The sequence below is a fragment of the Enterobacter genomosp. O genome, from assembly GCF_001022965.1.
GTDB classification, from domain to species: domain Bacteria; phylum Pseudomonadota; class Gammaproteobacteria; order Enterobacterales; family Enterobacteriaceae; genus Enterobacter; species Enterobacter cloacae_L.
The window spans coordinates 15,956-40,326 of record NZ_LECZ01000022.1 but is presented as its reverse complement, the minus strand read 5'-3'; the positions used below and the strand labels follow the sequence as shown (position 1 = coordinate 40,326).

Genomic DNA, 24,371 nt, shown 5'->3' with positions numbered 1-24,371 from the left:
TCTATTATTCTAGGCAGTCGCTCTTTCATTCCAGGTGTCTTTAAACATTATATTTCCGTCACAATATTTCCATTCGATTGATTCATATCGCAGTTCGACTTCTTCCATATGAGCACTCGCGATACCTAGCGGGTGCAATAAAGGGGAGATCCTTGTTATCTTGACGTTTTCCAGGATGATGTTGAAGTATTCACGCTCGATCCCGGCGTCATTGATTTTATACATTTTGATTAATGCCGTTTTGAATGTTTTTCCTGTACAGACGGCACGAAACAGATAGGGTGTGATGCGATCTATTTCTTTTTCAAAGGTGATGGGGACATGAAGTCGTGTTCCTGTTAATTTACCCGTGTTGGAACAGGTCGGTATCCAGACCGAGTGGTTAAATGATTTTAGTTCGGTAGAGCCCAGCCTTGTGGGCATTAAACATTCACCTGTAACAGGGGCGTTATTCTCGTCTGTAAACCATATATGTGCTGGTGTAGACATTTATTCATCCTTTAGGTTCGTAGAAATAGGCTATATAAAAAACGATTACTACTATAGCCCCAACAATAAGCATTGCTGTTTGGTCGTCTTCAATAAAGGTTACTGGTATCATTGATAGAATCACAATAACAAAAATCGTGGCATATGCTTTTAAATCATTCTTCAAGTCTTCCAGAATAAGTTTAAAAATACTCTTTATGAACCCCCTCATTATTGAGCTATCTTTATAAAGGCATTAGTAATATCATGATCTGATGCTGTGTAAATATTCAGATAACCGGCTTTCATTATTACTGGTTCGATGAGGAAGTACATCATTTCAATTTTCTCTATATATAATGCATGATAAAATAACGGAAGGAATTTTTTGAGATTATTGGCGCTGTCCGCCGCGCGCTGAACCATTGCGTAAGCGTTAAGCGCTAAAAATGCACTTCCCGTTCTTCCGGCAACTTTTTTCATCAATGCGCTTTGCACTGCAGCATTCATTTGATTGCTATAGCATATATACTTTGCAACAGCATAAATTAGGCCGAATTTCGAAACTTGCTTAACTGAATAATTTGTTGTGATGGGTATAACTTTTTCTAGTATACTTTTCTTCGCAACTTCATTCTTGTTTTTAAGCATTGTTTCTATAAATATTGTAACCATACGGAATATTAAATCTCTATGTTTAACGAGTTCTACAACACCAAACATAAACCTCTTATCTTCAGAAGCCAACTGTTTGCATACATCAAAGTAATTATCCGTGAAGCAAGATGTATAATAGAGCAAGCGTGTTGTAGCATCGCCAAGATTATTTAAATACTCAACAGCACCATCCCTCACACCAGCCACGGCACGATCAAGCCTGACAGCGAGATCTTTATCGGATCCTATTTTTTCGATAATCGATTTACTGTAATACATAGCCTTTCCCTGTTGTGTACAGAGTTTATCATGGGCTATGTTGTCGCATGGGGACAGCGATCGCACTCGCATTTTTAAAAGTAAAATAAAGAATATCCACTGACCTATTTTCTAAGTTAATGGGTGTTTTTTTATAATTGATGTGATGAATTAGCAGCTGTTGAATAGACTTAGGATTATCCTAATTTATTAATTCTGCGAGGGGGGAGAGATATTTTGAATAATGACATAATTTATAGGCCGGGTAAGCGCAAGCGCCACCCGGCATTGAAGTAAGACTTACAGCCCTTTCTTATCCATAAATACCGCCAAATCCACCAGGCGGTTTGAGAATCCCCACTCGTTGTCATACCACGCCAGGATCTTCACCATGTTCCCGCCAATCACCAGCGTGGAAAGCCCGTCAATAATCGAGGAGCGCGGGTCGCCCTGGTAATCGCTGGAGACCAGCGGCTCATCGCTATACCCCAGAATGCCTTTCAATGGCCCGCTGGCGGCAGCGTGACGGAACGCGTCGTTCACCTCTTCGGCGGTCACGTTGCGGCTCAGCGTCACCGTTAAATCCACAACCGACACCACCGGAACCGGCACGCGCAGGGAATACCCGGTCAGTTTGCCGTCCAGGGAGGGGATCACTTTCCCCAGCGCTTTTGCCGCGCCGCTGGAGTAAGGCACAATCGACAGCGCCGCCGCGCGCGCGCCGCGCAGATCTTTCTCCGGCTGGTCGTGTAGCGCCTGGCTGTTGGTGTAGGCGTGGGTCGTGTTCATCAGACCATGATCAATCCCGAACTGCTGATGCAGCACCTGAGCAGCCGGTGCCAGACCGTTCGTGGTGCAGCTCCCGTTACTGACCACCGCGTGGCGGGCGGGATCGTACTGCTCGTGATTGACGCCCATCACAATCGTCAGGTCGTCGTTCTTCCCGGGAGCGGAAATGATGACGCGCTTAGCGCCGCCGTGGGTAATATGCACTGCCGCTTTTTCCCGTTCGGTAAAGAACCCGGTGGCTTCAATCACCACGTCAGCACCGACATCGCGCCACGGAATATTCGCCGGATCGCGTTCGCTAAAGACGGCGATACGCTGCCCGTCTACCTGCAGCGCGCCGTCGGTTGCTTCAACGGGCGCGGGCAGTTTGCCCAGCAGGGAGTCATGTTTCAGCAGATGGGCGAGGGTTTTGCTGTCCGTCAGATCGTTAATGGCCACAATCTGCAGATCCGGGTTACCCAGCGCCGCGCGCAGGAAATTACGTCCGATACGGCCGAAACCGTTAATACCGACCTTAACCATGGTGCACTCCTTATCTTTCGTTGTCTGGAGTTACTGTAGGCGTCAGGCGCAATGGCGTAAATGACAAAAAAGGATCAGATTACGCCATTTTCCGGCAGTGAAAGCGCTGGCGATATTCGCCCGGGGTGAGGTGGAGCTGTTTCTCGAACACGCGCCGCAGGTTAATACTGGTGCCAAACCCGCTTTGCCCGGCAATGCGCTCCAGGGAATCGCTGGTCTGCTCAAGCAGCTGGCGGGCTGCGGCCAGACGCGCTTCGGTCACGTAGCGGGCAGGAGAGACGCCGGTTTCACGGGTAAATACGCGGGTGAAATTGCGCGGGCTCATCGCCGCTTTTTCGGCCAGATTTTCCACGCACAGGTCGGCGGTGAGGTTTTGCAGCATCCAGGCCTGCAGCTCGCTTATCGGGCCCGATGTGCCGGGCTGCTGCAGGCTGTAGCGGCTAAACTGCAGCTGTCCCCCGGGGCGGCGCAGATACATCACCATATCCTGCGCCACGTCGCGGGCGAGGGTAAATCCGTAGTCGTCCTCCACCAGCGCCAGGGTCAGATCAAACCCTGAACTCACGCCGCCGGAGGTCCAGATGGGACCGTCCTGAATATACAGCGGACCGCCTTCGACCCTGATCGACGGATACTGAGCCTGCATTGTCTCCAGCAGCCGCCAGTGGGTAGTCGCGCGACGACCGTCAAGCAAACCGCTCTGGGCCAGCAGCATCGCGCCGCCGCATATTGAGGCGACCCGCCGGGCGTGCGGCGCAGCAAGGTGCAGCCAGTCCACCACCGCGGTGCTCTCCTGCTCGTTCATGCCGCGTCCGGTAATGATTATGGTATCCAGCGGTTCGCGCGGATCTAGCTCCGGCAGACGGTAATCCGCCAGCAGATTCAGGCCGGACTGACCGTGGATCACCTGGTGAGGCTGGGTCGTGGCGATGATAATCCGGTAGCGGGGATGGGCAAGCCCTTCCGGGTGCAGCCGGTTGGCCTGCATCAGAATGTCGGCGATACCGGCGGCTTCAAACAGCATGCCGCCGTCGGGAACGATAATCAGGATCTTTTTCATGTCCTGAAAAGTACCTTTATTACAGAATAAGTCAAGTGGCGGGCGACCACTACGTTTCTGGCAAAGCAAAGCGATTTAAGTTGTTTGTTATTTCAGGCGTAATCCCCGATCGTCAGGGCTCTGTCTCTGGCGAAACGGCGTCTGAAGGAATGGGTAAACGAAACTCCCTCTATTTGCATCCGCAACAACGCAATCAAATCCACCATCTCGCATCGGGATTCCTGTGGCGAAGCGAACTGCCCACATGGCTGTTAATTATGACCATTTATGCTGGCTGGTTTGGCACGCTGGCGTTCTGGCAAACGCTCGGCCTGCTGCCCGCCACGCTGCTGCTTATCGGGTTTACCGCCTGGTACATGTCCCTGCAGCATGAGCTGATCCACGGACACCCCACGCGTTTTGCCTGGCTCAACCAGCTATTTGGCACGCTCCCGCTGGCGGTCTGGTATCCGTACGGCCTGTACCGGGATTCCCATCTGGCCCATCATCGGTACGACAGCCTGACCCATCCGGTGGATGACCCGGAGTCCTACTATTTTACCGACGAGAGCTGGGCGCGCTTTACCCCGTGGCAGAAGCGCGCGATCCGCGCCCGGAACACCTTCGCCGGTCGTTTGATGCTGGCGCCGCTGCTCGATATTCTTCAGACGCTGGGCAGCGCCGCGGCGGCGTTTCGCCATCTTCACCTGCGGGCAATGGCGATGTGGCTGGTGCACGGTGTGCTGCTGGCGGCACTTTTCGTCTGGATGACGCGCGTCGGTTTTTCACCCGTCTGGTTTGTGCTGGCGGTAAGCTATCCGGCGCTGGCGCTCACTAAAGTCCGATCGTTTTTTGAACATCGCGCGGCGGATGACCCGCTCGCGCGCTCCGTCATTAACGAGGCGGGGCTCTTCTGGCGGGTGCTGTTTTTGAATCTCAACTACCATTCAGTACATCATGATTTGCCGGGCGTTCCCTGGTACGGGCTGCGGGCGATCTACCTGCAAAACCAGGAGGCGTACCGGGAGCGAAACCACGGTTTTCTCGTCAGGGGCTACGGTGAATGGCTGCGCCAGTTCTGGACCAGGCCCGTCGACGTCACCGTTCATCCCGGAGTGCAACAAGGGGAAGGGTATGAGTAACCTGCTGGCGTTTCCCATGTACGCCGTGGATAGCACCGACACGCGCGCGCTCTGGCTGGCGGTAAAGGGTTTGCTGGCCGCGCGCGGTGTGACCGTCGATCGCGATCCCGGCTGGCCGGAGTCCGATCTGCTGACCCACTGGCAGCAGCCTGGGCTTATCCTCAGCCAGGCCTGCGGCTATCCGCTGGTCACGCAGCTCCCGGACGTGCAGGTGGTTGGCTGTTTTCACTACACGGCACCGGGCTGCGAAGGGATACACTACCGCAGCGTTCTGGCGGTGCGCGAGGAGGATCGGCATCTCACGCTGGCTGATTTTCGCGGACGCCGGGCGGTCTGTAATTCCCCGGACTCGCAGTCCGGCTACCGTGCGCTGCGAAAAAAAGTGGCTCCCCTGACCGCTGACGGTCCGTTTTTCGCGCAAACGTCCTTTAGCGGCAGCCATCGGCAGTCGCTGATTGATATCAAACGCGGGGCAGGGGATATCGCGGCCATCGACTGTGTTACCTGGGCGCTGCTGCAGCGTCACGAGCCGGAGCGGCTTGCCGGGCTGGCGGTCATCGACCACACCCCCCTGACGCCAGGGCTGCCGCTCATCACCTCGCGCAACACCTCGACTGAAACGCTGAGCGCCATTCGCGATGCGCTACGCGCGCTGGTGAATGCGCAAGAACACCGGGACGTTTGCGACGCGGTGCTCATCGGCGGTTTTAGCGCGGTGACGCGTCAGGCTTATGCCTCATTGCGCGAATGAAAAACCTCCTGCGCGTCGGTAAAACAGCGCAGCGCCAGCGAGGAGACGGGTTTTTGCCTGCGCATAATCAGGCCAACGGGGGCCTCAATATTCGCGTCGGCGATGGGGACTATCCGGAAATGACCGTTCAGATCTTCCAGCCCGTTATTCAGCGGCATCACGGCGCAGCACACGCCGCTCTGAACCGCCTGAATGATCTGGAACGTGGAGTCGCTTTCAAAAACGGACGTCGGTTCGATACCGGCCGCGTTAAAGCTGGCCTCCATATGCGCCCGGTAGTGCATCCCTTTGGTCAGGAACCCCAGCGGAAAATCCATCAGATCGTGCCAGGTCAAACTCTCCTGGCGTAGCTGGAAGTGGCGGATGTCGTGCAGCAGCCCCATCTTCGTTTTGGGCAACTGGATAACGTCGAACAGGCTGGTGTCGATGCTGTTAAGGTAGCAAATCCCCAGTTCGAGCTGGTTGCGGCTGACGCCGTCGGCAATCTGCGCTGAGGACATGGAATAGAGGCTGTAGGTCAGCTCCGGGTATTTTTGCGTCAGCAGACGAATAAAGATCATCGGGTCCACGCTCGCCAGCGGCACCATCCCCAGCCGTAATTCACCCACCACCTGGCCTTTACACAGCGCGGCTTCCGCCTGTAACCCGTCGTGTGCGGCCAGCAGGGCGCGGGCCCACGCGAGGATGCGCTCACCCTCCGGCGTAAACCCTTCAAAGCGCTGCCCGCGCACAATCAGTACCAGTCCCAGCTCCTCTTCCAGGCTGCGGATGCGCATGGAGAGGGTCGGCTGGGTGATGTTGCACTGCGAGGCCGCTTTACCAAAGTGCCGGGTCTGGTCGAGTGCGATTAAGTATTTTAACTGTTTTATATCCATCGTTTTCTCCGCGCGAACAGCCTTACAGCATGCGGATCTCTTTTGAGCGCAGGGTGATGCGAACCGGAACGGATTTATAGGACGGCGTTCCGCTGTCCTTATCCAGATAGTCGAGCGGTACCAGCACGTTGGCCTCGGGGTAGTAGGCGCCGACAGAGCCCGGGGCGATGCTGTAGGCCACCACGGTGATGTCTTCCAGACGCTGCGCGCTACCGGGCAGGGCGGTTTCAATATCCACGCGGTCGCCGTGCTCCAGTCCTGACTGCGCCATGTCGTCTTCGTTCATAAACAGCACGTCGCGGCGGCCAAACACGCCACGGTAGCGGTCGTCCAGGGCGTAAATGGTGGTGTTGTACTGGTCGTGGCTGCGCAGCGTGATCAGGCGCAGAACATGTTCGCCTTCACCGCTGGCGTTCTCGTGAACGCCGTCGAATACCGAGAACATCGCTTTTCCCGTCGCCGTCGGCCAGATACGCTGCGTTGGCGGCAGCGGCATCCGAAAGCCGCCGGGAACGCGGATCCGCGCATTATAGTTCTCAAAGCCCTGAATGGTCTGCTCGATCAGATCGCGGATTCTGTCGTAATCCTCAACCAGCGTTAACCAGTCCACGCGGGTGGCGGGCAGGGTGGCTTTCGCCATGCCGGCGACGATAGCGGGCTCTGAACGGAGCAGCGGGGAGGCGGGCTTCAGCTTGCCGGAAGAGGCATGCACCATCGACATGGAGTCTTCGACGGTGATGGACTGACGGCCGGTAGCCTGGATATCCAGTTCGGTACGGCCGAGACACGGAAATATAAAGGTCTCTTTGCCTACCAGCAGATGCGTGCGGTTCAGCTTGGTGCCAACGTGGACGCTCAGTTCGAGGGATCCCATCGCCGGAAAACCGCGTTCATGATCGGGCATCGCCACCGCAAAATTGCCGCCGAGGCAGATAAGCGCTTTCGCCCGGCCGTCGATCATCGCCTGCGTCGCCTGTACCGCGTCGTGTCCGTGGTGAGACGGCGGCTCAAAGCCGAACACCTCCTTCAGACGGTTCAGGAAGGCCGGCGTGGGTTTCTCGCTAATCCCGACGGTGCGGTTTCCCTGCACGTTTGAGTGGCCGCGCAGCGGGCAAATACCCGCGCCGGGCTTGCCGATATTCCCGCGCAGCAGCAGCACGTCAGCGATCAGCCGCACGTTTGCCGTGCCTTTATTGTGCTGGGTAATCCCCATCCCGTAGGTAATGATGGTGGCCTTCGATTTCGCATAGGCTTCTGCGACCTTTTTGAGCGCCGCCTGGCTCAGGCCCGACTCGCGCTCGATATCGTCCCAGCGGGTTTGCGCGATATCGGCGGCAAAGTCCGCAAAGCCCTGGGTGTGCGCCGCAATAAACGCGTGGTCGAGCACGTCACCGCGTTCGGTCTCCATCTCCAGGAGATGTTTAGCGATGCCTTTCAGCGCGGCGGCATCGCCCCCGGCCTTCACCTGGTAATAGGTCGAAGCGATATCCGTGGAGCCGTAGGTCGCCATTTCAATCACGCTTTGGGGATCGGCGAAGCGTTCCAGGGCGCGCTCGCGCAGCGGGTTAAAGACGATGATCGGTACATTGCGACGCGCCAGCTCGTGCAGGGTACCCATCATTCGCGGATGGTTGGTGCCGGGGTTGTGACCGATGGAGATCACAAGCTCGGTTTTGTCGAAGTCGTCCAGCGAGACGGTGCCTTTGCCGATACCAATCGAACGCGGCAAACCGACGCTGGTGGCTTCATGACACATATTCGAGCAGTCGGGGAAGTTATTGGTGCCGTATTCGCGGGCGAACAGCTGGAACAGATACGCGGCTTCGTTAGAGGCACGCCCGGAGGTATAGAACTCAACCTGGTCCGGTTCGAGCCCGCGCAACACCTCGCCGATGCGCTGAAACGCCTCGTCCCATTCGACGGGCTGGAAGGTATCGCTGTCGCGGTCATAGCGCAGGGGATGCGTCAGCCGACCGTAACCTTCCAGTTCAAAGTCCGATTTTGCGAGCAGCGAGGAGACGCTGTTTTCCGCCAGAAACGCGGGAGTCACGCGTTTGCTGGTGGCTTCCCACGTCACCGCTTTGGCGCCGTTCTCGCAGAACTGGAACGTGGATTTGTGTTCTTTATCTGGCCACGCGCAGCCCGGGCAGTCAAAACCGTCAGGTTGATTGGTGCGCAGCAGCGTCGCGGGGGCATCAAAGGTATCCATCTGGGTACGTACCGCAATGGCCGTGGCTTTTAACGCGCCCCAGCCGCCGGCAGGACCATCATAGTGTCTGATACCGGGCACTGAGCGTCTTTTACTGTTCATACCAACTCCTGATTTGTTCGGTCTTACGGCGACTAAGCCAATAAATCACTGAAGAAGACAATAAGCGACAGCAATGACGGCCGGGTGTCTGTGCGCATCCGGTACGGCAAAATGCCATATCTTAAATTCTTTTTATTACAGTAATTTATCAGCTATGCCGCATAAAAATTTAAAGAAATTATAACGAAATTTTATCATTTTAATAATAAATCTTATCTATCACCCGGTAGGTGGGATAGATGGTGGCGAGCGCAGGAAAATGTAGTACCCGTTAAACTTCGAATGAAGCTTTCGCGCGGTGAAAAAGAAAATATCCGCGCCTGGCAGGCGATCTGGCGCATTAGGCAACGCGAGAGTGACAGGAATGTTTACTCAGGCTTAATGATTAATGGATATAATTTATGTCCTGGTGGGTAATTATCACAACGTGAAATATAAAGTTATTTTGAGGCGTGAAATTAACGCCGTGCTGCATTAAGTGAAATAATCTCATTTTGGCGATGAATCACGACGAATATTAAAGATACCCTGTTAGTGCAACAAATAATTCATCGTTGATATAATCTTCTGACATCACCAATCCGCGAATTCTACTAATTATGGTAGTGGCGATAATAGCGACATTGCGTTAATGAAAGTGGTTCTCTTTTGGTTTTTTAATCTATAAAACAAGAAGTTACGTCAAGCTGAGGCGGGGAAATAAGAGGATGCAGGCCGCGTTGAGCTTTTTTCTCAGATTAATCCTATAATCTTCCGACTGCTTCATTTACCATCAGTTACGCAGCGGTAAATATTGAATTGATATGAAGCTCATGTAAACTTGTTTACCGTTTGTCAAAATATGTCAGGAAGACGCTGGGCCTTATTCTGGAGGGCTCGTGCGGTAGCTATGCCCTTAAAATAGTAACGCCCTGAAAATATCCTGGCTATTTTAACAATAGCACTTAAGTCAAACTTCATCCCCTTATCTCCATCATCGAAATATCGCTACGGAAAAGCATATGAAAATGCGCGTACTGTTTTCACTTCTGTTTGTAATGGCGGTGGCGGGCTGTAAAGCGCCGCAGAAACCTGTGATCAACGACGATACGATCGAGACCAGCCAGGTCAACGGCGTAACCTTAACCCACCGCCACGCCGTTACGCCGCCGACGGAGTTCACGCCGGTCAACGAGCCGTATCGTGCCATGTATCCGGCCTCCCTGATGAGCCGTCCTGACTTTGGCGGTAAAGTTATCCGCAACCTCGAGACCGGAAAAACGTATGTGGTGCTGGGGCAGGTTGAACACTACTGGATGGCCCTTGCCGATGAAGGCAACGAGCAGCTGATTGGTTACGTCCCGATGCGCGCCGTTATCAAGGCCGATCAGTACGAAGCCACCGTGCGTAAGCAGGCCATTCGTCCTAAGGCGCGTAAAAAAGCGACTTGCGTTGATGTCGACGGCAACAGCAAAGCCTGCAAAGACAGCGCTAACGGTACCTGGATCCTGAACTAAACGGCTTTCATGAGCGCATTTTTATGAATAATAAAAATTTTCATAAGCTGTGGTTATTCTTTTACGCGGTGATTTTCGCCCTTGTTGGTGGTTGTACGTCGTCTTCACACAGCGACCCCTCCCGCTACAATCTGCAGTTTCAGGCTCATCCACAAATTAATGAATCTGCGCCGCTTAAGGTCCGGGTACTGTTGCTGAAATCCGATGCGGATTTCATGTCCAGCGACTTCTACTCCCTGCAGAACAACGCGTCAGCCACGCTTGGCGCGAATCTGCTGAACAGCGATGTGTTCTTCCTGATGCCGGGACAGCTGTCGAAAACCCTCAGCGGGCAAAGCTCTCCGGAGGCGCGCTACATCGGCGTGATGGCGGAATATCAGATGCTGGATGGCAAAAAATGGCGCGTTTCTCTCCCTCTGCCCGTGCCTGGCGAAAATCATATCTACCAGTTCTGGAAATGGTCCGCAGATGAACTTCAGGCCAACGTCTTCCTCGACGTGAACGGCATTCGGGTCATCAGCCAGTAACGCGCTTCATAACAGGAAACACATCATCATGACCAAAGCAGAAAAGGTCGTCTGGACCGAAGGCATGTTCCTGCGTCCACACCATTTTCAGCGGACTGAAAGTTATCTGCTCAACCATGTTCGTGAATGGGGTGCGCTGCAGCGCTCTTATCTCTGGGGCTTTCTGGACGTTGAACTGGATGAAGCGATGCTTCGCCAGGGATGCATTGCCCTGAGCTACTGCAGCGGATTGCTGCCGGACGGCACCTTTTTCCAGGTCCGTAACGGGCGCAACGGTCCTGTGCCGCTGAAAATTCCTGACAACCTCACCAATGAAAAGGTGGTGCTCGCGCTGCCGGTTCGCCGCGGCGAGAGAGAAGAGGTGATTTTCAGCGAAGAGCCGGCCTCGCTGGCGCGCTTTATCGCGTTTGAGCAAGAGGTGGAAGACGATAACGCCATGTCGGTGGGGGACGCCACCGTCCAGTTTGGCCGCCTGCGTCTGACCCTGATGCTGGAAAAAGACCTCACGGCCGAATGGACCGCCATCGGCGTGGCGTTTGTGGCTGAGAAACGCAACGACAACCACGTGCGACTTGATAACAGCTACATCCCGCCGATGCTGAACGCCAATAACAGCCCGCAGATCTACAGCATGATCAACGATCTGCACGGCTTACTGGTGCAGCGCAGCCAGCAGATTGGCGGCCGCCTGCGCCAGCCTGGCCGCTTTAACACCTCTGAAATGATCGAGTTTACGCTGCTGTCGCTGGTTAACCGTCATCTGGGCGAGGTGTCTCATTTAAAAACCCTCCCGCTGCTGCATCCGGAAACGCTCTGGCGCAGCTGGCTGCCGTTTGCCACCGAGCTCGCCACCTGGACGTCGCAACGCACCGCTGAAAGCGTGCTGCCGATTTACGATCATGACGATCTGGCAAACTGCTTTAGCAAGCTGATGCTGATGCTGCGCCAGGGACTGTCGCTGGTGATGGAAGACCACGCGATTCAGCTGCCGCTCAACGAGCGCTCTCACGGCCTGAACATCGCCACGGTGCCGGAAACCAGCATGGTACGCGAGTTTGGCTTCGTGCTGGCGGTCAAAGCCAATGTGCCGGGCGAACACCTGCAAACCCATTTCCCGGCGCAGATGAAGGTCGCGCCGGTGTCGAAAATTCGCGATCTGGTCCAGCTGCAGCTGCCGGGCATTATGCTGCGCGCCATGCCGGTCGCGCCGCCGCAGATCCCGTGGCACGCCGGCTACAGCTACTTCGAGCTCGAGAAGGGCAGCGAGCTGTGGCACGAGATGGATAAGTCCGGCGCATTCGCCCTGCATCTTGCTGGGGAATTCCCGGGGCTGGATATGGAGTTTTGGGCCATCCGTAGCCCGACAGAATAATAAAGCGAGCGCTTAATATGCAGGAACGACAGGACACCGGCAGTGATGCCGGGTTTACCGGAGCCAGTAGCAACAATCAGCTGGTGGCGGCCGCCAATCCGCTGCTCAATGCGATCCCGCAGATCCGTCATTCGGTGTCGCATGACGATCAGGTGGCGCTACGCCAGCGTCTGATCGATGAGATCCGCCGTTTCGAAGTCCGCTGCCAGCAGGCGGGGCTGCCTTATGAGGTGATCGTCGGGGCGCGTTACTGCCTGTGTACGGCGCTTGATGAAGCCGCCGCGCTCACCCCCTGGGGCAGCAGCGGCGTCTGGTCAAGCAATGGCCTGCTGGTGACGTTCCATAACGAAACCTGGGGCGGCGAGAAGTTTTTCCAGCTGCTGGCGCGCCTGTCGCAGAACCCGCGCGAACATATCCTGCTGCTGGAGATGATCAACTACTGTCTGCTGCTTGGATTCGAAGGGCGCTATCGGGTGCTGGACAATGGCCGCACCCAGCTTGAGACCATCAAGCAGCGTCTGTGGCAGATGATCCGCGGCGTGCGCGGCAGCTACCCGCCGCCGCTTTCACCCCATCCTGAAGATCGTCCGGTGCTGCGCAAGCTCTGGCGGCCGATGGTTCCCCTGTGGGCCTGCGTGGCGCTGGCCGGGTTTATCGCCTGTCTGTTTTATATCGTGCTTAACTGGCGTCTTGGCGATAACACCAGCCCGGTGCTGGCGAAGATTTACCAGTCCCAGCTGCCGGAAACCACTATTCAGCAGCCGGCTCGTCAGCTACCGGCGGTGCTGAACCTGCGCGGCTTCCTGAAACCGGAAATCGAGGCGGGCCTCGTCGCGGTGAAAGACGAAGCGGATCGCAGCGTCGTTATCCTGAAGGGTGACGGGCTGTTTGCCTCAGCCTCTACCGTGGTGCGTGACCGCTATGAGCCGGTGATCAACCGCATTGCGCAGGCGATGAATAACGTCAGCGGCAAAATTCTGGTGGTGGGCTACAGCGACAACGTGCCGATCCGCAGCGCGCGCTTTGCCTCTAACTATGAGCTCTCTCTGGAACGTGCCCGCTCCGTACAGAAAATGCTGCAGGGAAGCCTCTCTCAGCCTGGCCGCGTGAAGGCGGAAGGGCGGGGCGAGATTAACCCGGTGGCGCCGAACACGACGCCGGAAAACCGCGCCCGTAACCGCCGTGTGGAAATTACTCTGCTGGTGTCGCCTGAAAATACGCAGGCCGAGCTGAACGGATTGCCGCAAGGAAACTAAGGATGCTGACTACACTTCTTTCCATTTTGACCAACCGCATTCTGTGGAGCTTCCTCGGCGTAACGGCGCTGGCGGCGGTGATCTGGATGATTGGTCCCCTGTTGTCCATCGTGGACACCCGGCCGCTTGAGTCCGAACAGAACCGCATAATCAGCATCGCCGTGGTCTATCTGCTCTGGGCGCAGGGCCACATTCTGCCGCGGCTGTACAATGCCTGGCTGAACCGCAAGCTGATGGACAAGCTCAAAGAGAACACCGCCAGCCCGGAAGCGGCGGATCCGCAGAAGCGGCTGAACAGCGAGGAGCAGATCCTCGCCAGCCGCTTTGATGAAGCCGCGCAAATGCTGAAAAAAGCGCACTTCAGCAAAGCGGGACAGGGTGCCCAGTGGACCCAGCGCTTCAGCACGCAATATCTCTATCAGCTGCCGTGGTACGTCATTATCGGCGCGCCGGGCTCGGGTAAAACCACGGCGCTGGTCAACTCCGGGCTGCAGTTCCCGCTGGCGGATCGTTTCGGTAAGACCGCGCTGCGGGGCATCGGCGGCACGCGCAACTGCGACTGGTGGTTCACCAACGAGGCGGTGCTGCTGGACACGGCAGGGCGCTACACCACGCAGGAGAGCGAGCAGGTGCAGGACGCCGGCGAATGGCTGGAGTTTATCAACCTGCTGCGCAAGTATCGCCGCCGCCAGCCGATCAACGGCGTCATCATTACCATCAGCATTTCTGACCTGCTTACCCAGTCTGCCGAGGCGTCCCGCCAGCAGGCGGTGAATCTGCGTCAGCGTCTGTCCGAGCTGCATGAACAGCTGGGCATCCGCTTCCCGGTGTACGTGATGGTGACCAAGGCCGACCTGCTTAAAGGCTTCCGCGCCTGGTTTGCCGACTACGACAAAGCGCAGCGCGACCAGATCTGGGGCTTTACGCTGCCGTGGGAACAAACCAAACACGCCGACTACGACCTGATGGGCAACTTCCAGCAGGAGTTTTCGCTTTTACAGCAGCGCCTCGATGCCGGGCTACCGGAAACGATGCTGAAAGAGCACGACGCGAAAGCCCGTGCCGAAGCGTATCTCTTCCCACAGGAGTTCGCCGCGCTGCGTCCGCTGCTGGCGGATTACCTGAGCACGGTCTTCGCCCGCTCCAACTTCGAAACCGAATTCTCCCCGCGCGGGATCTACTTCGCCAGCGGCACGCAGGAAGGCATGCCGTTCGACCGCGTGATGGGCGAACTGAACCGTGCGCTGTCGCTGCCGGAAGGGGCGGAGGCGGATCGCTGGGATTCGGTCAGCAAAGAGGCCCCTATCCCGGGGGCGAAAGGCCAGAGCTTCTTCATTAAGAACCTGCTGCAAAACGTCATTTTCCAGGAAGCCGGGATCGCCGGAGAAAACCGCTGGTGGGAACTGCGCAACCGGGCCGTGATCTGGTCCGGCTACGCGGCGCTGCTGGCCCTGCTGGTGATTCTGGGCGGGCTGTGGCTGACCAGCTATGCCAAAAACAAGGCCTATCTGGAAGAGGTGGATGCGAAGGTGCCGCTGCTGGACCAGCAGAGCAAAGCGCTGCAGAGCCAGACCCAGCGTGACCTGTTCGATCTGCTGCCGCTGCTGAACGGTCTGGTAGACCTGCCGAAAAGCGACGCGTTTGACGTGAACGATCCGCCCGTTTCCCGCCGTATGGGGCTTTATCGTGGGGATGACGTCAGCGATGCTTCCCAGTCTCTGTACCAGAAAGCGCTGGATCAGATGCTGTTGCCCGCCGTCGCCATGCACATTACCACATGGCTCCGCAACGACAACGGCAGCGATGTGGAATACAGCTATGAAGCGCTGAAAGCCTATCAGATGCTGTATCAGCCGAAGCACTATGACGGCAAATTCCTGCACTCGTGGGTGATGCTCAACCTGCAGCGTAACCTGCCGCAGAACGTCACGAAGGCGCAGCTGCAAGAGCTCGAATGGCACCTGACGCAGCTGCTGGAGCCGAAGATTCAGGCCTCCCCGTACGCGCAGGATGAATCCCTGGTTGCGCGCGAAAGGGCGATGATCAACCAGCAGCCGCTCTCCACGCGGGTGTACGGTCGTCTCAAGCGCCTGCTGGAGCATGATGAAAACCTGAAGCCGGTCTCCCTTTCCGACCTGGGCGGACCGCAGAGCGAGCTGGTGTTTTCACGCAAAAGCGGCAAGCCGGTGAGCGAAGGCGTGCCGGGGCTCTATACGCCGGACGGCTACTGGAAAAGCTTTAACGGCCAGATTGACAGCGTCACCACCGCCCTGCACGAGGACGACGCCTGGGTGCTGGGGGCCGCCACGACGCAGGAAGATAAACAGCAGATCGATAACGCCGTGCGCCAGCTCTACATGCGCGACTTTATCGCTAACTGGGATCGCTTTCTCGCCGACATTCAGCTGAACAACAGCGCCGACCTTTCCCAGCGCATCAACACCGCGCGCCTGCTTTCGGGCGCAAACTCGCCGCTGCGCCGTCTGGTGCAGAACCTGAGCCAGGTGCTGACGCTGTCGCGCAATGCGCCCGCGCCAGAAGATGCGGGTAAAGCGCAGGATCAGAGCAACCGCGCCACCCGTACGCTGGAAGCGCTGTTCAGCAATAATGACAATGCCCCGACGCAGGCTGCCGTGGTCACGCAGGCGCCGGAGCAGCTGGTGACCGACCACTATGCGCCGATGATTGAGCTGGCGCAGCCGCTGGAGAAGGGCGGGAAGACCATCGTATTTGACGATTTTCTCAAGCAGGTGGACGAGCTTTACCGTTATCTGACCGCCGTGCAGGACGCCGCCAACAGCGGCATGCCGGCGCCGGGCGGCGAGGCGATAAGCCGCCTGCAGGCCAGCGCCGGTCGTCTGCCGGGCGGGCTGCAAACCATGTTCAGCAATATGGCGGTGGGCGCCAGCAGCGATACCCAGCGCCGTGACCTGGAAAACGTGCGTAAGCGCATCAACGTTGAAGTGGGCGGGTTCTGTCGCCAGGCGATTGCCGGTCGCTACCCGCTGGTGCGCAGCGCCAGCACCGAGGTCACCCCTGACGATCTCGCGCGCATGTTTGCCCCCGGCACCGGGCTGATGGACGCCTTCTTCCGCGACAACCTGACCAATAAAGTGGATACCACGCAGGCAAACTGGCGCTTTATGCCGGGCATCGACGGTAAAACGCTGCCGGGAAGCGAAGGGCTGCTGAGACCGTTCCAGCAGGCCCAGTCCATTCGCGACGCCTTCTTTGCCAACGGCGCAACCACGCCGTCTTTCAAGGTGACGGTACGCACCGTGCGGATGGATAACACCATTCTGAACCTGACGCTGGACGTTGACGGCCAGCTGCTGCGCTACAGCCACGGCCCGCAGGCCGTGCAGATCATGAACTGGCCGGGGCCGGGCGGCACCAACCAGGTCCGTATGCAACTGGGGCTGGCGAACGGCAGCACGGCGACGCTGGTGACGAACGGTGCCTGGGCGCTGAACCGCTTCTTCGATAAAGCGAGCACCAGCCCGGGCGCGGGGAGCCTGAGCCGTCAGGCCACCTTCAACGTTGACGGACATCAGGTCACGCTGGAGTTTGCGCCAAACAGCATTCGCAACCCGTTCCAGCTTCCTCGTTTCTCATGCCCATAACCGCAAGGACAGCCGTATGACGAATACCCCTGCGATGAACCGCTACAGCTGGTATGGCAAATTACCCAGCGCCGGAGATTTTTTGCAGCGCCGCTTTCCTGACACCTTACAGCGCCAGTGGTCCCACTGGTTCCAGGTTGGTCTGCTGGCCTGGCAGCAGGAAGAGCTGCGCAGCGGCGAGCGACAGTTCCACAAAGCGCCGGTCTGGAATTTTGTTGTACCGCCTATGCTGGGCAGCCAGATGATCCAGATGGGCTGCCTGCTGCCCGGCCGCGACAGCGTTGGCCGACAGTACCCGGTTTGCCTGCAACTGAGCTTCGCCCCGTCAGAGTGGTCGACTAATCTGCTCAGTCAGGCCGAGAGCTGGTATCAGCAGCTTGGACGCCTGGGGCTGCACGCGGTGCGCAACAGTTTTTCCGCCTCGCAGCTGGACGAGATGCTGATGTCCATTCCGGCCCCTCAGCCCGTCGAGCCGCAAAAGCGTTCCGATATCCTTGATGTGATTGGCTATGACGAGGACGGCCAAAGCACGCTGGGCTGGCCTCAGGCGGCAGAGTGTTTTGACCCGCTTCGTCAGACCAGCTACTGGTGGACCAACCGCTGCGACGGCTACCCGCTGTACACCCACGTTCACAGCGGTAATTTTACCGGGCAGCTTTTCACCCTGCTGTTCGATCCGGCAGGAGGCGCTCGCCCGGGCCGTCACGGTCTTTATCCGCCTATGTTTGAATAAGCAGGGATCTTATGAATATCGAAGAATTTCTCGCGCCAATAAGCCCCGACAAACCCTGTGGCGAAAACCTGGAGTATGATGCTGATTTCCAGATCATGAATCAGGCAAGTCAGGGGAAAGCGGAACAACAGTTTGGCGACACCATTATTCCGGCAGAGCCCGCTGACTGGAACACGGTAGAAAAATTCGCTACCAGCCTGCTGACCCGCACCAAAGATCTTCGCGTCCTGCTGGCATTAACCCATGCCTGGACACGTCGCCGTGGACTCGCGGGCTATGCAGACGGGCTGTTACTGGTGCAGGAAGCCCTGACCCGTTACTGGGAGCAACTCTACCCGCTGCTGGAAGAGTATGGCGAAACCGATCCGTTCTACCGCATCAACGCCCTCGCCGGGCTGAGCGATAAATCTGACCTCACCGTCGCGGTACGCAACGCCTCGCTGCTCCGCTCGAACGGGGATGAAATTTCGCTCCGGGATGCCCAGGCACTGCTGGACGGCAGTAAGACGGAATGCCCGGACTATCCCGGCGGCCGTCCACGGCTGATTGACGAGCTGGCCCGCGGCGACCAGCCGGGAACCGCAGCGGTTATCGTCATTAACGAACGCCTGCTGGCGATTCGCGATCTGCTCACCGGCTATCTCGGCGAAAGCGGGGTGCCGGAGATGGAGCAGCTTTTGAAAACCGTTGGACTGGTTGCCAGCGCCTGTCAGGTGACCGACATCAGCAAGCTCCTGCCGAACCGGGAGGCGCAGGCTGAACAGCACGCCGAGCCGCAGCCTGCGGCAGCGCAACCCGTTCAGCAGGTCACCGACTGGCGCAGCGTGCAGGTCACCAGCCGCGCCGACGCCCAGCTGATGCTGGAAAAAGCGAAGCAGTATTTTGCACAGTACGAACCGAGCCACCCCGCGCCGCTGATGATTGAACGGGTGCAGCGGCTGTCAGAACTTAACTTTATGGACATTATTCGCGACCTGGCGCCAGACGGCGTTAACCAACTGGAAAACATCTTTGGACGCCGCGAATAACGCGTCCAGGCATTATGACGACAGGCATGGAGCCTGCCGTTTCACCTTCACCGCGCATCTTTGATGGAGAACATCATGGCAATGAGTAACAGTGGGCAGAAATTCATCGCACGTAACCGTGCCCCCCGCGTGCAGATCGAGTACGACGTAGAGATCTACGGTGCAGAACGTAAAATTCAGCTGCCGTTCGTGATGGGCGTCATGGCCGATCTGGTCGGCAAACCGGTGGAAAACCTGCCGGCCGTGGATGAGCGTAAGTTCCTCGAAATCGACATCGACAACTTTGACGAACGCATGAAGGCGCTGAAGCCGCGCGTGGCGTTCCAGGTGGATAACACCCTGACCGGCGAAGGCAAGCTCAACGTCGATCTGACCTTCGACAGCATGGACGACTTCCTGCCGGATGCGGTGGCCCGCAAGGTAGAGCCGCTGAACAAGCTGCTGGAAGCGCGTACTCAGCTCTCCAACCTGCTGACCTACATGGACGGCAAAAACGGTGCGGAAGAGCTGATCGCTAAAATTCTGCAGGATCCGACGCTGCTCAAATCCCTGAGCCAGTTGCCGAAAAATGACGAAAGCGCGAAAGGTAGCGAGGAATAATCGATGAGCAACCAGACTCAACAACATGAGCAGCAGGCGGGTCAGGCGTTCAGCCAGGATGAATTCAGCGCGCTGCTGAACAAAGAGTTCCGCCCGAAAACCGACCAGGCGCGCTCCGCCGTAGAAAGCGCGGTGAAAACCCTGGCGCAGCAGGCGCTGGAAAATACCGTCACCTTCTCAAACGATACCTACCGCACCATTCAGAACCTGATTGCGGGTATCGATGAGCAGCTGTCGCAGCAGGTCAACCAGATTATTCACCACGACGAGTTTCAGAAGCTGGAGAGCGCCTGGCGCGGCCTGAGCTACCTGGTGAACAACACTGAAACTGACGAGATGCTGAAGATCCGCTTTATGAGCATCTCCAAGCAGGAGCTGGGCCGTACCCTGAAGCGCTACAAGGGCGTGGGCTGGGATCAGAGCCCGATCTTCAAGAAGATCTACGAGCAGGAGTACGGTCAGTTCGGTGGCGAGCCGTTTGGCTGCATCGTCGGCGACTACTACTTCGACCACAGCCCGCAGGACGTTGAGCTGCTGGGTGAAATGGCGCGCATCGGTTCTGCGGCACACTGTCCGTTTATCACCGGTACCGCACCGGGCGTGATGCAGATGGAGTCCTGGCAGGAGCTGGCTAACCCGCGCGACCTGACCAAGATCTTCCAGAACACCGAATACGCGGCCTGGCGTTCACTGCGTGAATCCGAAGATGCCCGCTATCTCGGTCTGGTGATGCCGCGCTTCCTGTCGCGCCTGCCGTATGGCATTCGCACGAACCCGGTCGACAGCTTTGACTTTGAAGAGCAGACCGACGGCGCGAACCACAACAGCTACTCCTGGGCGAACGCCGCCTATGCGATGGCCGCCAACATCAACCGCTCCTTTAAAGAATACGGCTGGTGCACCTCGATTCGCGGCGTGGAGTCCGGCGGGGCGGTAGAAAACCTGCCGTGCCACACCTTCCCGAGCGACGACGGCGGCGTGGACATGAAGTGCCCAACCGAGATCGCCATCAGCGACCGTCGTGAAGCCGAGCTGGCGAAAAACGGCTTTATGCCGCTGGTTCACCGCAAAAACTCTGACTTTGCCGCCTTCATCGGCGCGCAGTCTCTGCAAAAACCGGCGGAGTACCACGACCCGGATGCGACCGCTAACGCACGCCTGGCCTCCCGTCTGCCGTACCTGTTCGCCTGCTGCCGCTTTGCCCACTACCTGAAGTGTATCGTGCGCGACAAAATCGGCTCCTTCCGCGAGCGCGAAGAGATGGAACGCTGGCTGAACGACTGGGTAATGAACTACGTGGACGGTGACCCGGCTAACTCCTCTCAGGAAACCAAGTCCCGCAAACCGCTGGCGGCTGCGGAAGTGCAGGTGCAGGAAATTGAAGACAACCCGGGCTACTACGCCGCGAAGTTCTTCCTGCGTCCACACTACCAGCTGGAAGGTCTGACCGTTTCCCTGCGTCTGGTTTCAAAACTGCCGTCGCTGAAGACGAAAGACGCGTGATGATGATTGCCGGCCCATTGGGCCGGCAACTTTTCGGGGAATACGAGATAGCTAATGAATTTGACTGTGAAAGCGTTAATACGGAAATTCATCAGCTATTTAACCATTTATACGTTGCTAATAATTTCATTCATGCTGTTTGTGACGGTATCCAGCTACTATCTTTTTATCTTTAGCTGGCCGGAAGATGTCCCGCGAATTGCAATGCATGGGTTCTTATGTGCTGGCCTTAATTCATTAGCGATAGGCATATACATTGTCGCAGAGAAATGGAAAGAGAAAATCTAGTATTTTAAGTGGGTTGAGGCGCTGCGGGGCCTGGGGCAAAGGATATAAGTTGAAACATTTCTTATTTTTCCTCGCGTTTATGACTTTTTATGTGTGTGCCGGAAATAACTATCCTGATTTTTATCATCAGCAAACATACCGGCAGGTTTTAAAAGATTTAGTTCTGGCGCGCTGTCTCGCGCAGGTGGCAGATAAAGGCAGCCAGTTTTCTGCTGATGCGGCCCGCAGTGCGAGTGCATTTATTGAGTGGATACCTTTTGATGCCGAAAATGGAACTGATAAAGTGAATGCCCTCATTGGAAAATATAAAAATCAAATTAACGGTTTTCATTCAGAGCGAAAACCCGATGTCAAAGGCGTAACCTTAAACTGTTTACGTCTTTATCATAGCGACGAACTGAACAAACTGGTTCCGCAAGTCATCATTGGCGATCCTGATCGTACCTGGATTCAGGATAACCCGCAGTAGTAAAAGACTTCACATTCTTTCCGTTCATTCAGGGGGAATGTAAGACTGTCAAATGACACGGGTCATTTGATGTGAGGCAGAGGTAAAATATGGACGGTTTTATTCAGCCCCATGCTTTCCTGTTTGCCATATAAGTGCTTTTTCGAAAGCAATATTGTTCATCCACGAAGAGTAGATATTATGGCTATTGATATGTTTCTGAAGGTCGAGGGTGTTACTGGCGAATCTAAAGATTCTAACCACACCGGCTGGACTGATATTACCTCCTTCTCCTGGGGCGCTTCCCAGCCGGGTAATATGAGCGTTGGCGGTGGCGGCGGTGCCGGTAAAGTTAACTTTAACGATCTGCACGTAAACGCCCTGATCGACAAATCCACCACAGCAATCCTGAAACACTGCGCCAGCGGTAAACACCTGACCAAAGTTGAGTTGTCCGTCTGTAAAGCCGGCGGCCAGCAGGTGGAATATACCCGCATCACGCTGGAAGATGTGCTGGTCACTTCTGTTCAGTACACCGGTGCAGACAACGGCGATACCGTTGGTGTGACCTATGCATTCCAGGCTGCGAAAGTGAAACAGCAGTACTGGGAGCAGACCACTGCCGGTGGTAAAGGTGCTGAAAGCAGCGCTGGCTGGAACATCAAAGAGAACAAAGAAGCGTAATAGTAGTGAGCCCGAAAGGGCTCACTCCAGATTTTCTGTCTGTTCTTCCCCTACATTAATGACGTAATGGTTTGATATTATTGTCGATTGTAGGCCGGGTAAGCGTAGCGCCACCCGGCACATGACACCGGAACCTGAAATGAAATGTTTGCTGATGCCTTTTTTGGCATCAATTGTCAGTGGTGCGTATGCGCAAACGCTCCCGGACTTGACGAGTTTCTCTGAGCAACAGATATTTGAAAACTGGGTGCAAAATCGATGCATCGGCAAGATTGCGGATAGCAAGAGTCTGAAAGATGATGCGATGGCCAGCGCTGCCGCATGGCTAGAAGCAAGCAATCAGCCTGCCGGGAATTTCGAAACAGCAGACAAGGTTATTGATAAATTACTCATCGCGAAGCCGGGCGGTACCGCACCAATTGGTTATCAGGTTTTGAAGTGCAGCTTAATCGTCAATAGCGACGCGATTCGTTCGCTGAAAGCCCAAAAATAGCATTTCACCGTTTAAATATGCGTTTTAGTTGAGATACAGGGAGTTCTTTCATGGCAAATCAATCAAAGGTTGCTCCGGGCTACTGTGTAGTACAGCAACCGGGTACGCTGGATTTTCAGGCAAGACAACTGTTTGGTAGTTCACGCAATGAAAAATCCGAGTATTTCATGCAGTTGAACAAAGATACAGCTTGGGTCAAACCTGGACAGATATTAATTGTTGCAGATCCACATAATGATAATCAATCACATCAGATTAATGGGTTAGCTATTGCAAAACAGAAAGTAAACAACGCGCTTGCAACTATTGATGGCTCTACCGCTGAATTTTTAAAGAATAATTTTGATAATATTGCCGCCATAACTGCATGGGGGGATACCTTAGTAGGAAATGCAAGTAGTGCGGGGGAGTCTTACTTTAAACAAATTGAAAGCATTTTGATTAAAATTGAAAAGACATATCAAAATCAGTATCGAACACAAGGCGCTCTTATTGGGCAGCAGTTTTATGCAGAACGTAATGCCCTCCTTGCACAACTCAAGCCGCTATTAAACAAACTAACGAAAAAACAGCTCAAATTTAGAGATTATGCGGATCTTAAAAGAGCATTAGGACTTTCCACAAAATCAATTGTTCATGAATGGAGTACGGTTGGTATTGGTGCGATTCCAGGGTACTCAACCTATATCGACCGGGCGTCCAGAATTACAGCTTATATGAAAGCAGGTGGATGGGTTGCGTTAGGTTTTTCTTTTGCGAATACGACTAACGAAGTCTATCATGCATGCACTCTTGGTCGAGAACATGAATGTGGCAAAGTTGCAGTAAGCGAATATAGCAAATTTGGGGGCGGCGTTGCTGGTGCAGCCTTAGGCTCCTCACTTGCGGCTCCTGTTTGTCTTGCATTAGGCGTTCCAACAGCGGGAACAGGTACCCTCGTTTGTGGTCTGGTCGTCGGCGCAGTGGGGGCCGCCGGGGGAACGAAAGTTGGAGGATTTGTAGGAGAACAAATGAATAATTTAATATTTAGCGGAGAATAGTGTGATTGCTGATAATATGTACTCTGCTTTTATTATTTGTGTTTTTGTCGTTTTTATAATCCTTGTGCTAACGTTCTATATTGATTACCGGAAACATACCGGTCAGGTTGATAAAATCTATGAATTGCTAATTCAGAAAGATTTGCTCAAGGAAGAGGATTGTCAGCCCTGGGAAAATATTGGGTTTTGGGGGTTTGGTTTTCGTACCACAATTTTATCAAGGCTTATGCGAGGCAAGCGTATAAAGTTAACGGAATCACGCTGGCTTGAACCTCAATCTTGCAACAATGTTTTATCTAACTTCGAATTATCCTGGATTAATTCATATAACAGAAAGGTTAAAATTGCCACGGCTTTGTTTGTACTGCTTTTAATACTAACAGGTGTTAATGAAATTTAATTATACATTGAAGACTTAAATAATGCTTTTTGGGGTTGATCCCAAACGCCGCCGTTTTCATCCCCGAG

22 protein-coding genes are annotated in these 24,371 nt (G+C 55.4%); 16 read left to right on the top strand and 6 right to left on the bottom strand.

What is annotated here, in order from left to right; genetic code table 11:
- Window positions 1-9 precede the first annotated feature (9 nt).
- The 4 genes from ABR39_RS03640 to ABR39_RS03620 form a co-directional block, all read right to left on the bottom strand.
- Window positions 10-489 carry an Hcp family type VI secretion system effector gene (locus ABR39_RS03640; protein WP_047345812.1) on the bottom strand — a complete coding sequence of 160 codons (480 nt, stop codon included), beginning with the start codon at window positions 487-489 and terminating at the stop codon, window positions 10-12.
- Window positions 490-699: 210 nt separating this feature from the next.
- Window positions 700-1,404, bottom strand: coding sequence for a hypothetical protein (locus ABR39_RS03630; RefSeq protein WP_047345810.1), 705 nt, complete (start codon window positions 1,402-1,404; stop codon window positions 700-702).
- 279 nt (window positions 1,405-1,683) lie between these two features.
- Window positions 1,684-2,694 (bottom strand): type I glyceraldehyde-3-phosphate dehydrogenase, encoded by a 1,011-nt coding sequence (gene gap / locus ABR39_RS03625; RefSeq protein WP_047345809.1) that lies wholly within the window; start codon window positions 2,692-2,694, stop codon window positions 1,684-1,686.
- A 79-nt stretch (window positions 2,695-2,773) separates the two neighbouring features.
- Window positions 2,774-3,754: a GlxA family transcriptional regulator gene (locus ABR39_RS03620; RefSeq protein ID WP_047345808.1), complete on the bottom strand. Its 981-nt coding sequence runs from the start codon at window positions 3,752-3,754 to the stop codon at window positions 2,774-2,776.
- Between the two features lie 149 nt (window positions 3,755-3,903).
- Between ABR39_RS03620 and ABR39_RS03615 the strand changes: the two genes are divergently transcribed.
- The gene (locus ABR39_RS03615; RefSeq protein WP_047346083.1) at window positions 3,904-4,875 is read left to right on the top strand and encodes a fatty acid desaturase; all 972 of its coding nucleotides are present in this window, start codon (window positions 3,904-3,906) and stop codon (window positions 4,873-4,875) included.
- A complete protein-coding gene (locus tag ABR39_RS03610; RefSeq protein ID WP_047345807.1) occupies window positions 4,868-5,626 on the top strand; it encodes a phosphate/phosphite/phosphonate ABC transporter substrate-binding protein in 759 nt (252 codons plus the stop codon). Before ABR39_RS03615 ends, ABR39_RS03610 begins: the two co-directional genes overlap by 8 nt.
- Here ABR39_RS03610 and ABR39_RS03605 read toward each other — a convergent pair.
- Complete coding sequence (locus ABR39_RS03605) at window positions 5,605-6,501, bottom strand: LysR family transcriptional regulator (protein WP_047345806.1); 897 nt, start codon at window positions 6,499-6,501, stop codon at window positions 5,605-5,607. The genes ABR39_RS03610 and ABR39_RS03605 overlap by 22 nt on opposite strands.
- Window positions 6,502-6,523: 22 nt before the next feature.
- Entirely contained in the window at window positions 6,524-8,812 is a 2,289-nt protein-coding gene (locus ABR39_RS03600; protein ID WP_047345805.1) for an FdhF/YdeP family oxidoreductase, read from the bottom strand.
- Between the two features lie 1,001 nt (window positions 8,813-9,813).
- Between ABR39_RS03600 and ABR39_RS03595 the strand changes: the two genes are divergently transcribed.
- The 14 genes from ABR39_RS03595 to ABR39_RS03525 all read left to right on the top strand — a co-directional run bounded on the left by ABR39_RS03595 (window position 9,814) and on the right by ABR39_RS03525 (window position 24,303).
- Window positions 9,814-10,308: a hypothetical protein gene (locus ABR39_RS03595; RefSeq protein WP_047345804.1), complete on the top strand. Its 495-nt coding sequence runs from the start codon at window positions 9,814-9,816 to the stop codon at window positions 10,306-10,308.
- Between the two features lie 23 nt (window positions 10,309-10,331).
- Window positions 10,332-10,835: a type VI secretion system lipoprotein TssJ gene (gene tssJ, locus ABR39_RS03590; protein WP_047345803.1), complete on the top strand. Its 504-nt coding sequence runs from the start codon at window positions 10,332-10,334 to the stop codon at window positions 10,833-10,835.
- A 28-nt stretch (window positions 10,836-10,863) separates the two neighbouring features.
- Window positions 10,864-12,207, top strand: a complete 1,344-nt coding sequence (gene tssK / locus ABR39_RS03585; RefSeq protein ID WP_047345802.1) for a type VI secretion system baseplate subunit TssK — start codon at window positions 10,864-10,866, stop codon at window positions 12,205-12,207.
- Between the two features lie 17 nt (window positions 12,208-12,224).
- Window positions 12,225-13,463, top strand: coding sequence for a DotU family type VI secretion system protein (locus ABR39_RS03580; RefSeq protein ID WP_023336032.1), 1,239 nt, complete (start codon window positions 12,225-12,227; stop codon window positions 13,461-13,463).
- Window positions 13,464-13,465: 2 nt separating this feature from the next.
- Window positions 13,466-17,086, top strand: a complete 3,621-nt coding sequence (gene tssM, locus ABR39_RS03575; protein WP_047345801.1) for a type VI secretion system membrane subunit TssM — start codon at window positions 13,466-13,468, stop codon at window positions 17,084-17,086.
- Between the two features lie 16 nt (window positions 17,087-17,102).
- Window positions 17,103-17,819 carry a type VI secretion system-associated protein TagF gene (gene tagF / locus ABR39_RS03570; RefSeq protein WP_047345800.1) on the top strand — a complete coding sequence of 239 codons (717 nt, stop codon included), beginning with the start codon at window positions 17,103-17,105 and terminating at the stop codon, window positions 17,817-17,819.
- 11 nt (window positions 17,820-17,830) lie between these two features.
- Window positions 17,831-18,847: a type VI secretion system protein TssA gene (tssA, locus tag ABR39_RS03565; protein WP_047345799.1), complete on the top strand. Its 1,017-nt coding sequence runs from the start codon at window positions 17,831-17,833 to the stop codon at window positions 18,845-18,847.
- A gap of 75 nt (window positions 18,848-18,922) precedes the next feature.
- Window positions 18,923-19,447 carry a type VI secretion system contractile sheath small subunit gene (gene tssB, locus ABR39_RS03560; protein WP_008502644.1) on the top strand — a complete coding sequence of 175 codons (525 nt, stop codon included), beginning with the start codon at window positions 18,923-18,925 and terminating at the stop codon, window positions 19,445-19,447.
- 3 nt (window positions 19,448-19,450) lie between these two features.
- The gene (gene tssC / locus ABR39_RS03555; protein ID WP_028018712.1) at window positions 19,451-20,950 is read left to right on the top strand and encodes a type VI secretion system contractile sheath large subunit; all 1,500 of its coding nucleotides are present in this window, start codon (window positions 19,451-19,453) and stop codon (window positions 20,948-20,950) included.
- Between the two features lie 367 nt (window positions 20,951-21,317).
- A complete protein-coding gene (locus tag ABR39_RS03545) occupies window positions 21,318-21,707 on the top strand; it encodes a T6SS amidase immunity protein Tai4 family protein (protein ID WP_047346082.1) in 390 nt (129 codons plus the stop codon).
- 180 nt (window positions 21,708-21,887) lie between these two features.
- Complete coding sequence (locus ABR39_RS03540; protein ID WP_014884229.1) at window positions 21,888-22,370, top strand: Hcp family type VI secretion system effector; 483 nt, start codon at window positions 21,888-21,890, stop codon at window positions 22,368-22,370.
- Window positions 22,371-22,509: 139 nt separating this feature from the next.
- Window positions 22,510-22,863: a T6SS amidase immunity protein Tai4 family protein gene (locus ABR39_RS03535; RefSeq protein ID WP_047345797.1), complete on the top strand. Its 354-nt coding sequence runs from the start codon at window positions 22,510-22,512 to the stop codon at window positions 22,861-22,863.
- Window positions 22,864-22,913: 50 nt separating this feature from the next.
- A complete protein-coding gene (locus tag ABR39_RS03530) occupies window positions 22,914-23,903 on the top strand; it encodes a hypothetical protein (protein ID WP_047345796.1) in 990 nt (329 codons plus the stop codon).
- A gap of 1 nt (window position 23,904) precedes the next feature.
- Window positions 23,905-24,303 (top strand): hypothetical protein, encoded by a 399-nt coding sequence (locus tag ABR39_RS03525; RefSeq protein WP_047345795.1) that lies wholly within the window; start codon window positions 23,905-23,907, stop codon window positions 24,301-24,303.
- The last annotated feature ends 68 nt before the right edge of the window (window positions 24,304-24,371 follow it).

Coding starts and splice junctions, on each gene's coding strand:
- ABR39_RS03640 (WP_047345812.1), bottom strand. CDS start 489: ATGTCTACACCAGCACATATATGGTTTACAGACGAGAATAACGCCCCT.
- ABR39_RS03630 (WP_047345810.1), bottom strand. CDS start 1,404: ATGTATTACAGTAAATCGATTATCGAAAAAATAGGATCCGATAAAGAT.
- gap (WP_047345809.1), bottom strand. CDS start 2,694: ATGGTTAAGGTCGGTATTAACGGTTTCGGCCGTATCGGACGTAATTTC.
- ABR39_RS03620 (WP_047345808.1), bottom strand. CDS start 3,754: ATGAAAAAGATCCTGATTATCGTTCCCGACGGCGGCATGCTGTTTGAA.
- ABR39_RS03615 (WP_047346083.1), top strand. CDS start 3,904: ATGGGTAAACGAAACTCCCTCTATTTGCATCCGCAACAACGCAATCAA.
- ABR39_RS03610 (WP_047345807.1), top strand. CDS start 4,868: ATGAGTAACCTGCTGGCGTTTCCCATGTACGCCGTGGATAGCACCGAC.
- ABR39_RS03605 (WP_047345806.1), bottom strand. CDS start 6,501: ATGGATATAAAACAGTTAAAATACTTAATCGCACTCGACCAGACCCGG.
- ABR39_RS03600 (WP_047345805.1), bottom strand. CDS start 8,812: ATGAACAGTAAAAGACGCTCAGTGCCCGGTATCAGACACTATGATGGT.
- ABR39_RS03595 (WP_047345804.1), top strand. CDS start 9,814: ATGAAAATGCGCGTACTGTTTTCACTTCTGTTTGTAATGGCGGTGGCG.
- tssJ (WP_047345803.1), top strand. CDS start 10,332: ATGAATAATAAAAATTTTCATAAGCTGTGGTTATTCTTTTACGCGGTG.
- tssK (WP_047345802.1), top strand. CDS start 10,864: ATGACCAAAGCAGAAAAGGTCGTCTGGACCGAAGGCATGTTCCTGCGT.
- ABR39_RS03580 (WP_023336032.1), top strand. CDS start 12,225: ATGCAGGAACGACAGGACACCGGCAGTGATGCCGGGTTTACCGGAGCC.
- tssM (WP_047345801.1), top strand. CDS start 13,466: ATGCTGACTACACTTCTTTCCATTTTGACCAACCGCATTCTGTGGAGC.
- tagF (WP_047345800.1), top strand. CDS start 17,103: ATGACGAATACCCCTGCGATGAACCGCTACAGCTGGTATGGCAAATTA.
- tssA (WP_047345799.1), top strand. CDS start 17,831: ATGAATATCGAAGAATTTCTCGCGCCAATAAGCCCCGACAAACCCTGT.
- tssB (WP_008502644.1), top strand. CDS start 18,923: ATGGCAATGAGTAACAGTGGGCAGAAATTCATCGCACGTAACCGTGCC.
- tssC (WP_028018712.1), top strand. CDS start 19,451: ATGAGCAACCAGACTCAACAACATGAGCAGCAGGCGGGTCAGGCGTTC.
- ABR39_RS03545 (WP_047346082.1), top strand. CDS start 21,318: ATGACTTTTTATGTGTGTGCCGGAAATAACTATCCTGATTTTTATCAT.
- ABR39_RS03540 (WP_014884229.1), top strand. CDS start 21,888: ATGGCTATTGATATGTTTCTGAAGGTCGAGGGTGTTACTGGCGAATCT.
- ABR39_RS03535 (WP_047345797.1), top strand. CDS start 22,510: ATGAAATGTTTGCTGATGCCTTTTTTGGCATCAATTGTCAGTGGTGCG.
- ABR39_RS03530 (WP_047345796.1), top strand. CDS start 22,914: ATGGCAAATCAATCAAAGGTTGCTCCGGGCTACTGTGTAGTACAGCAA.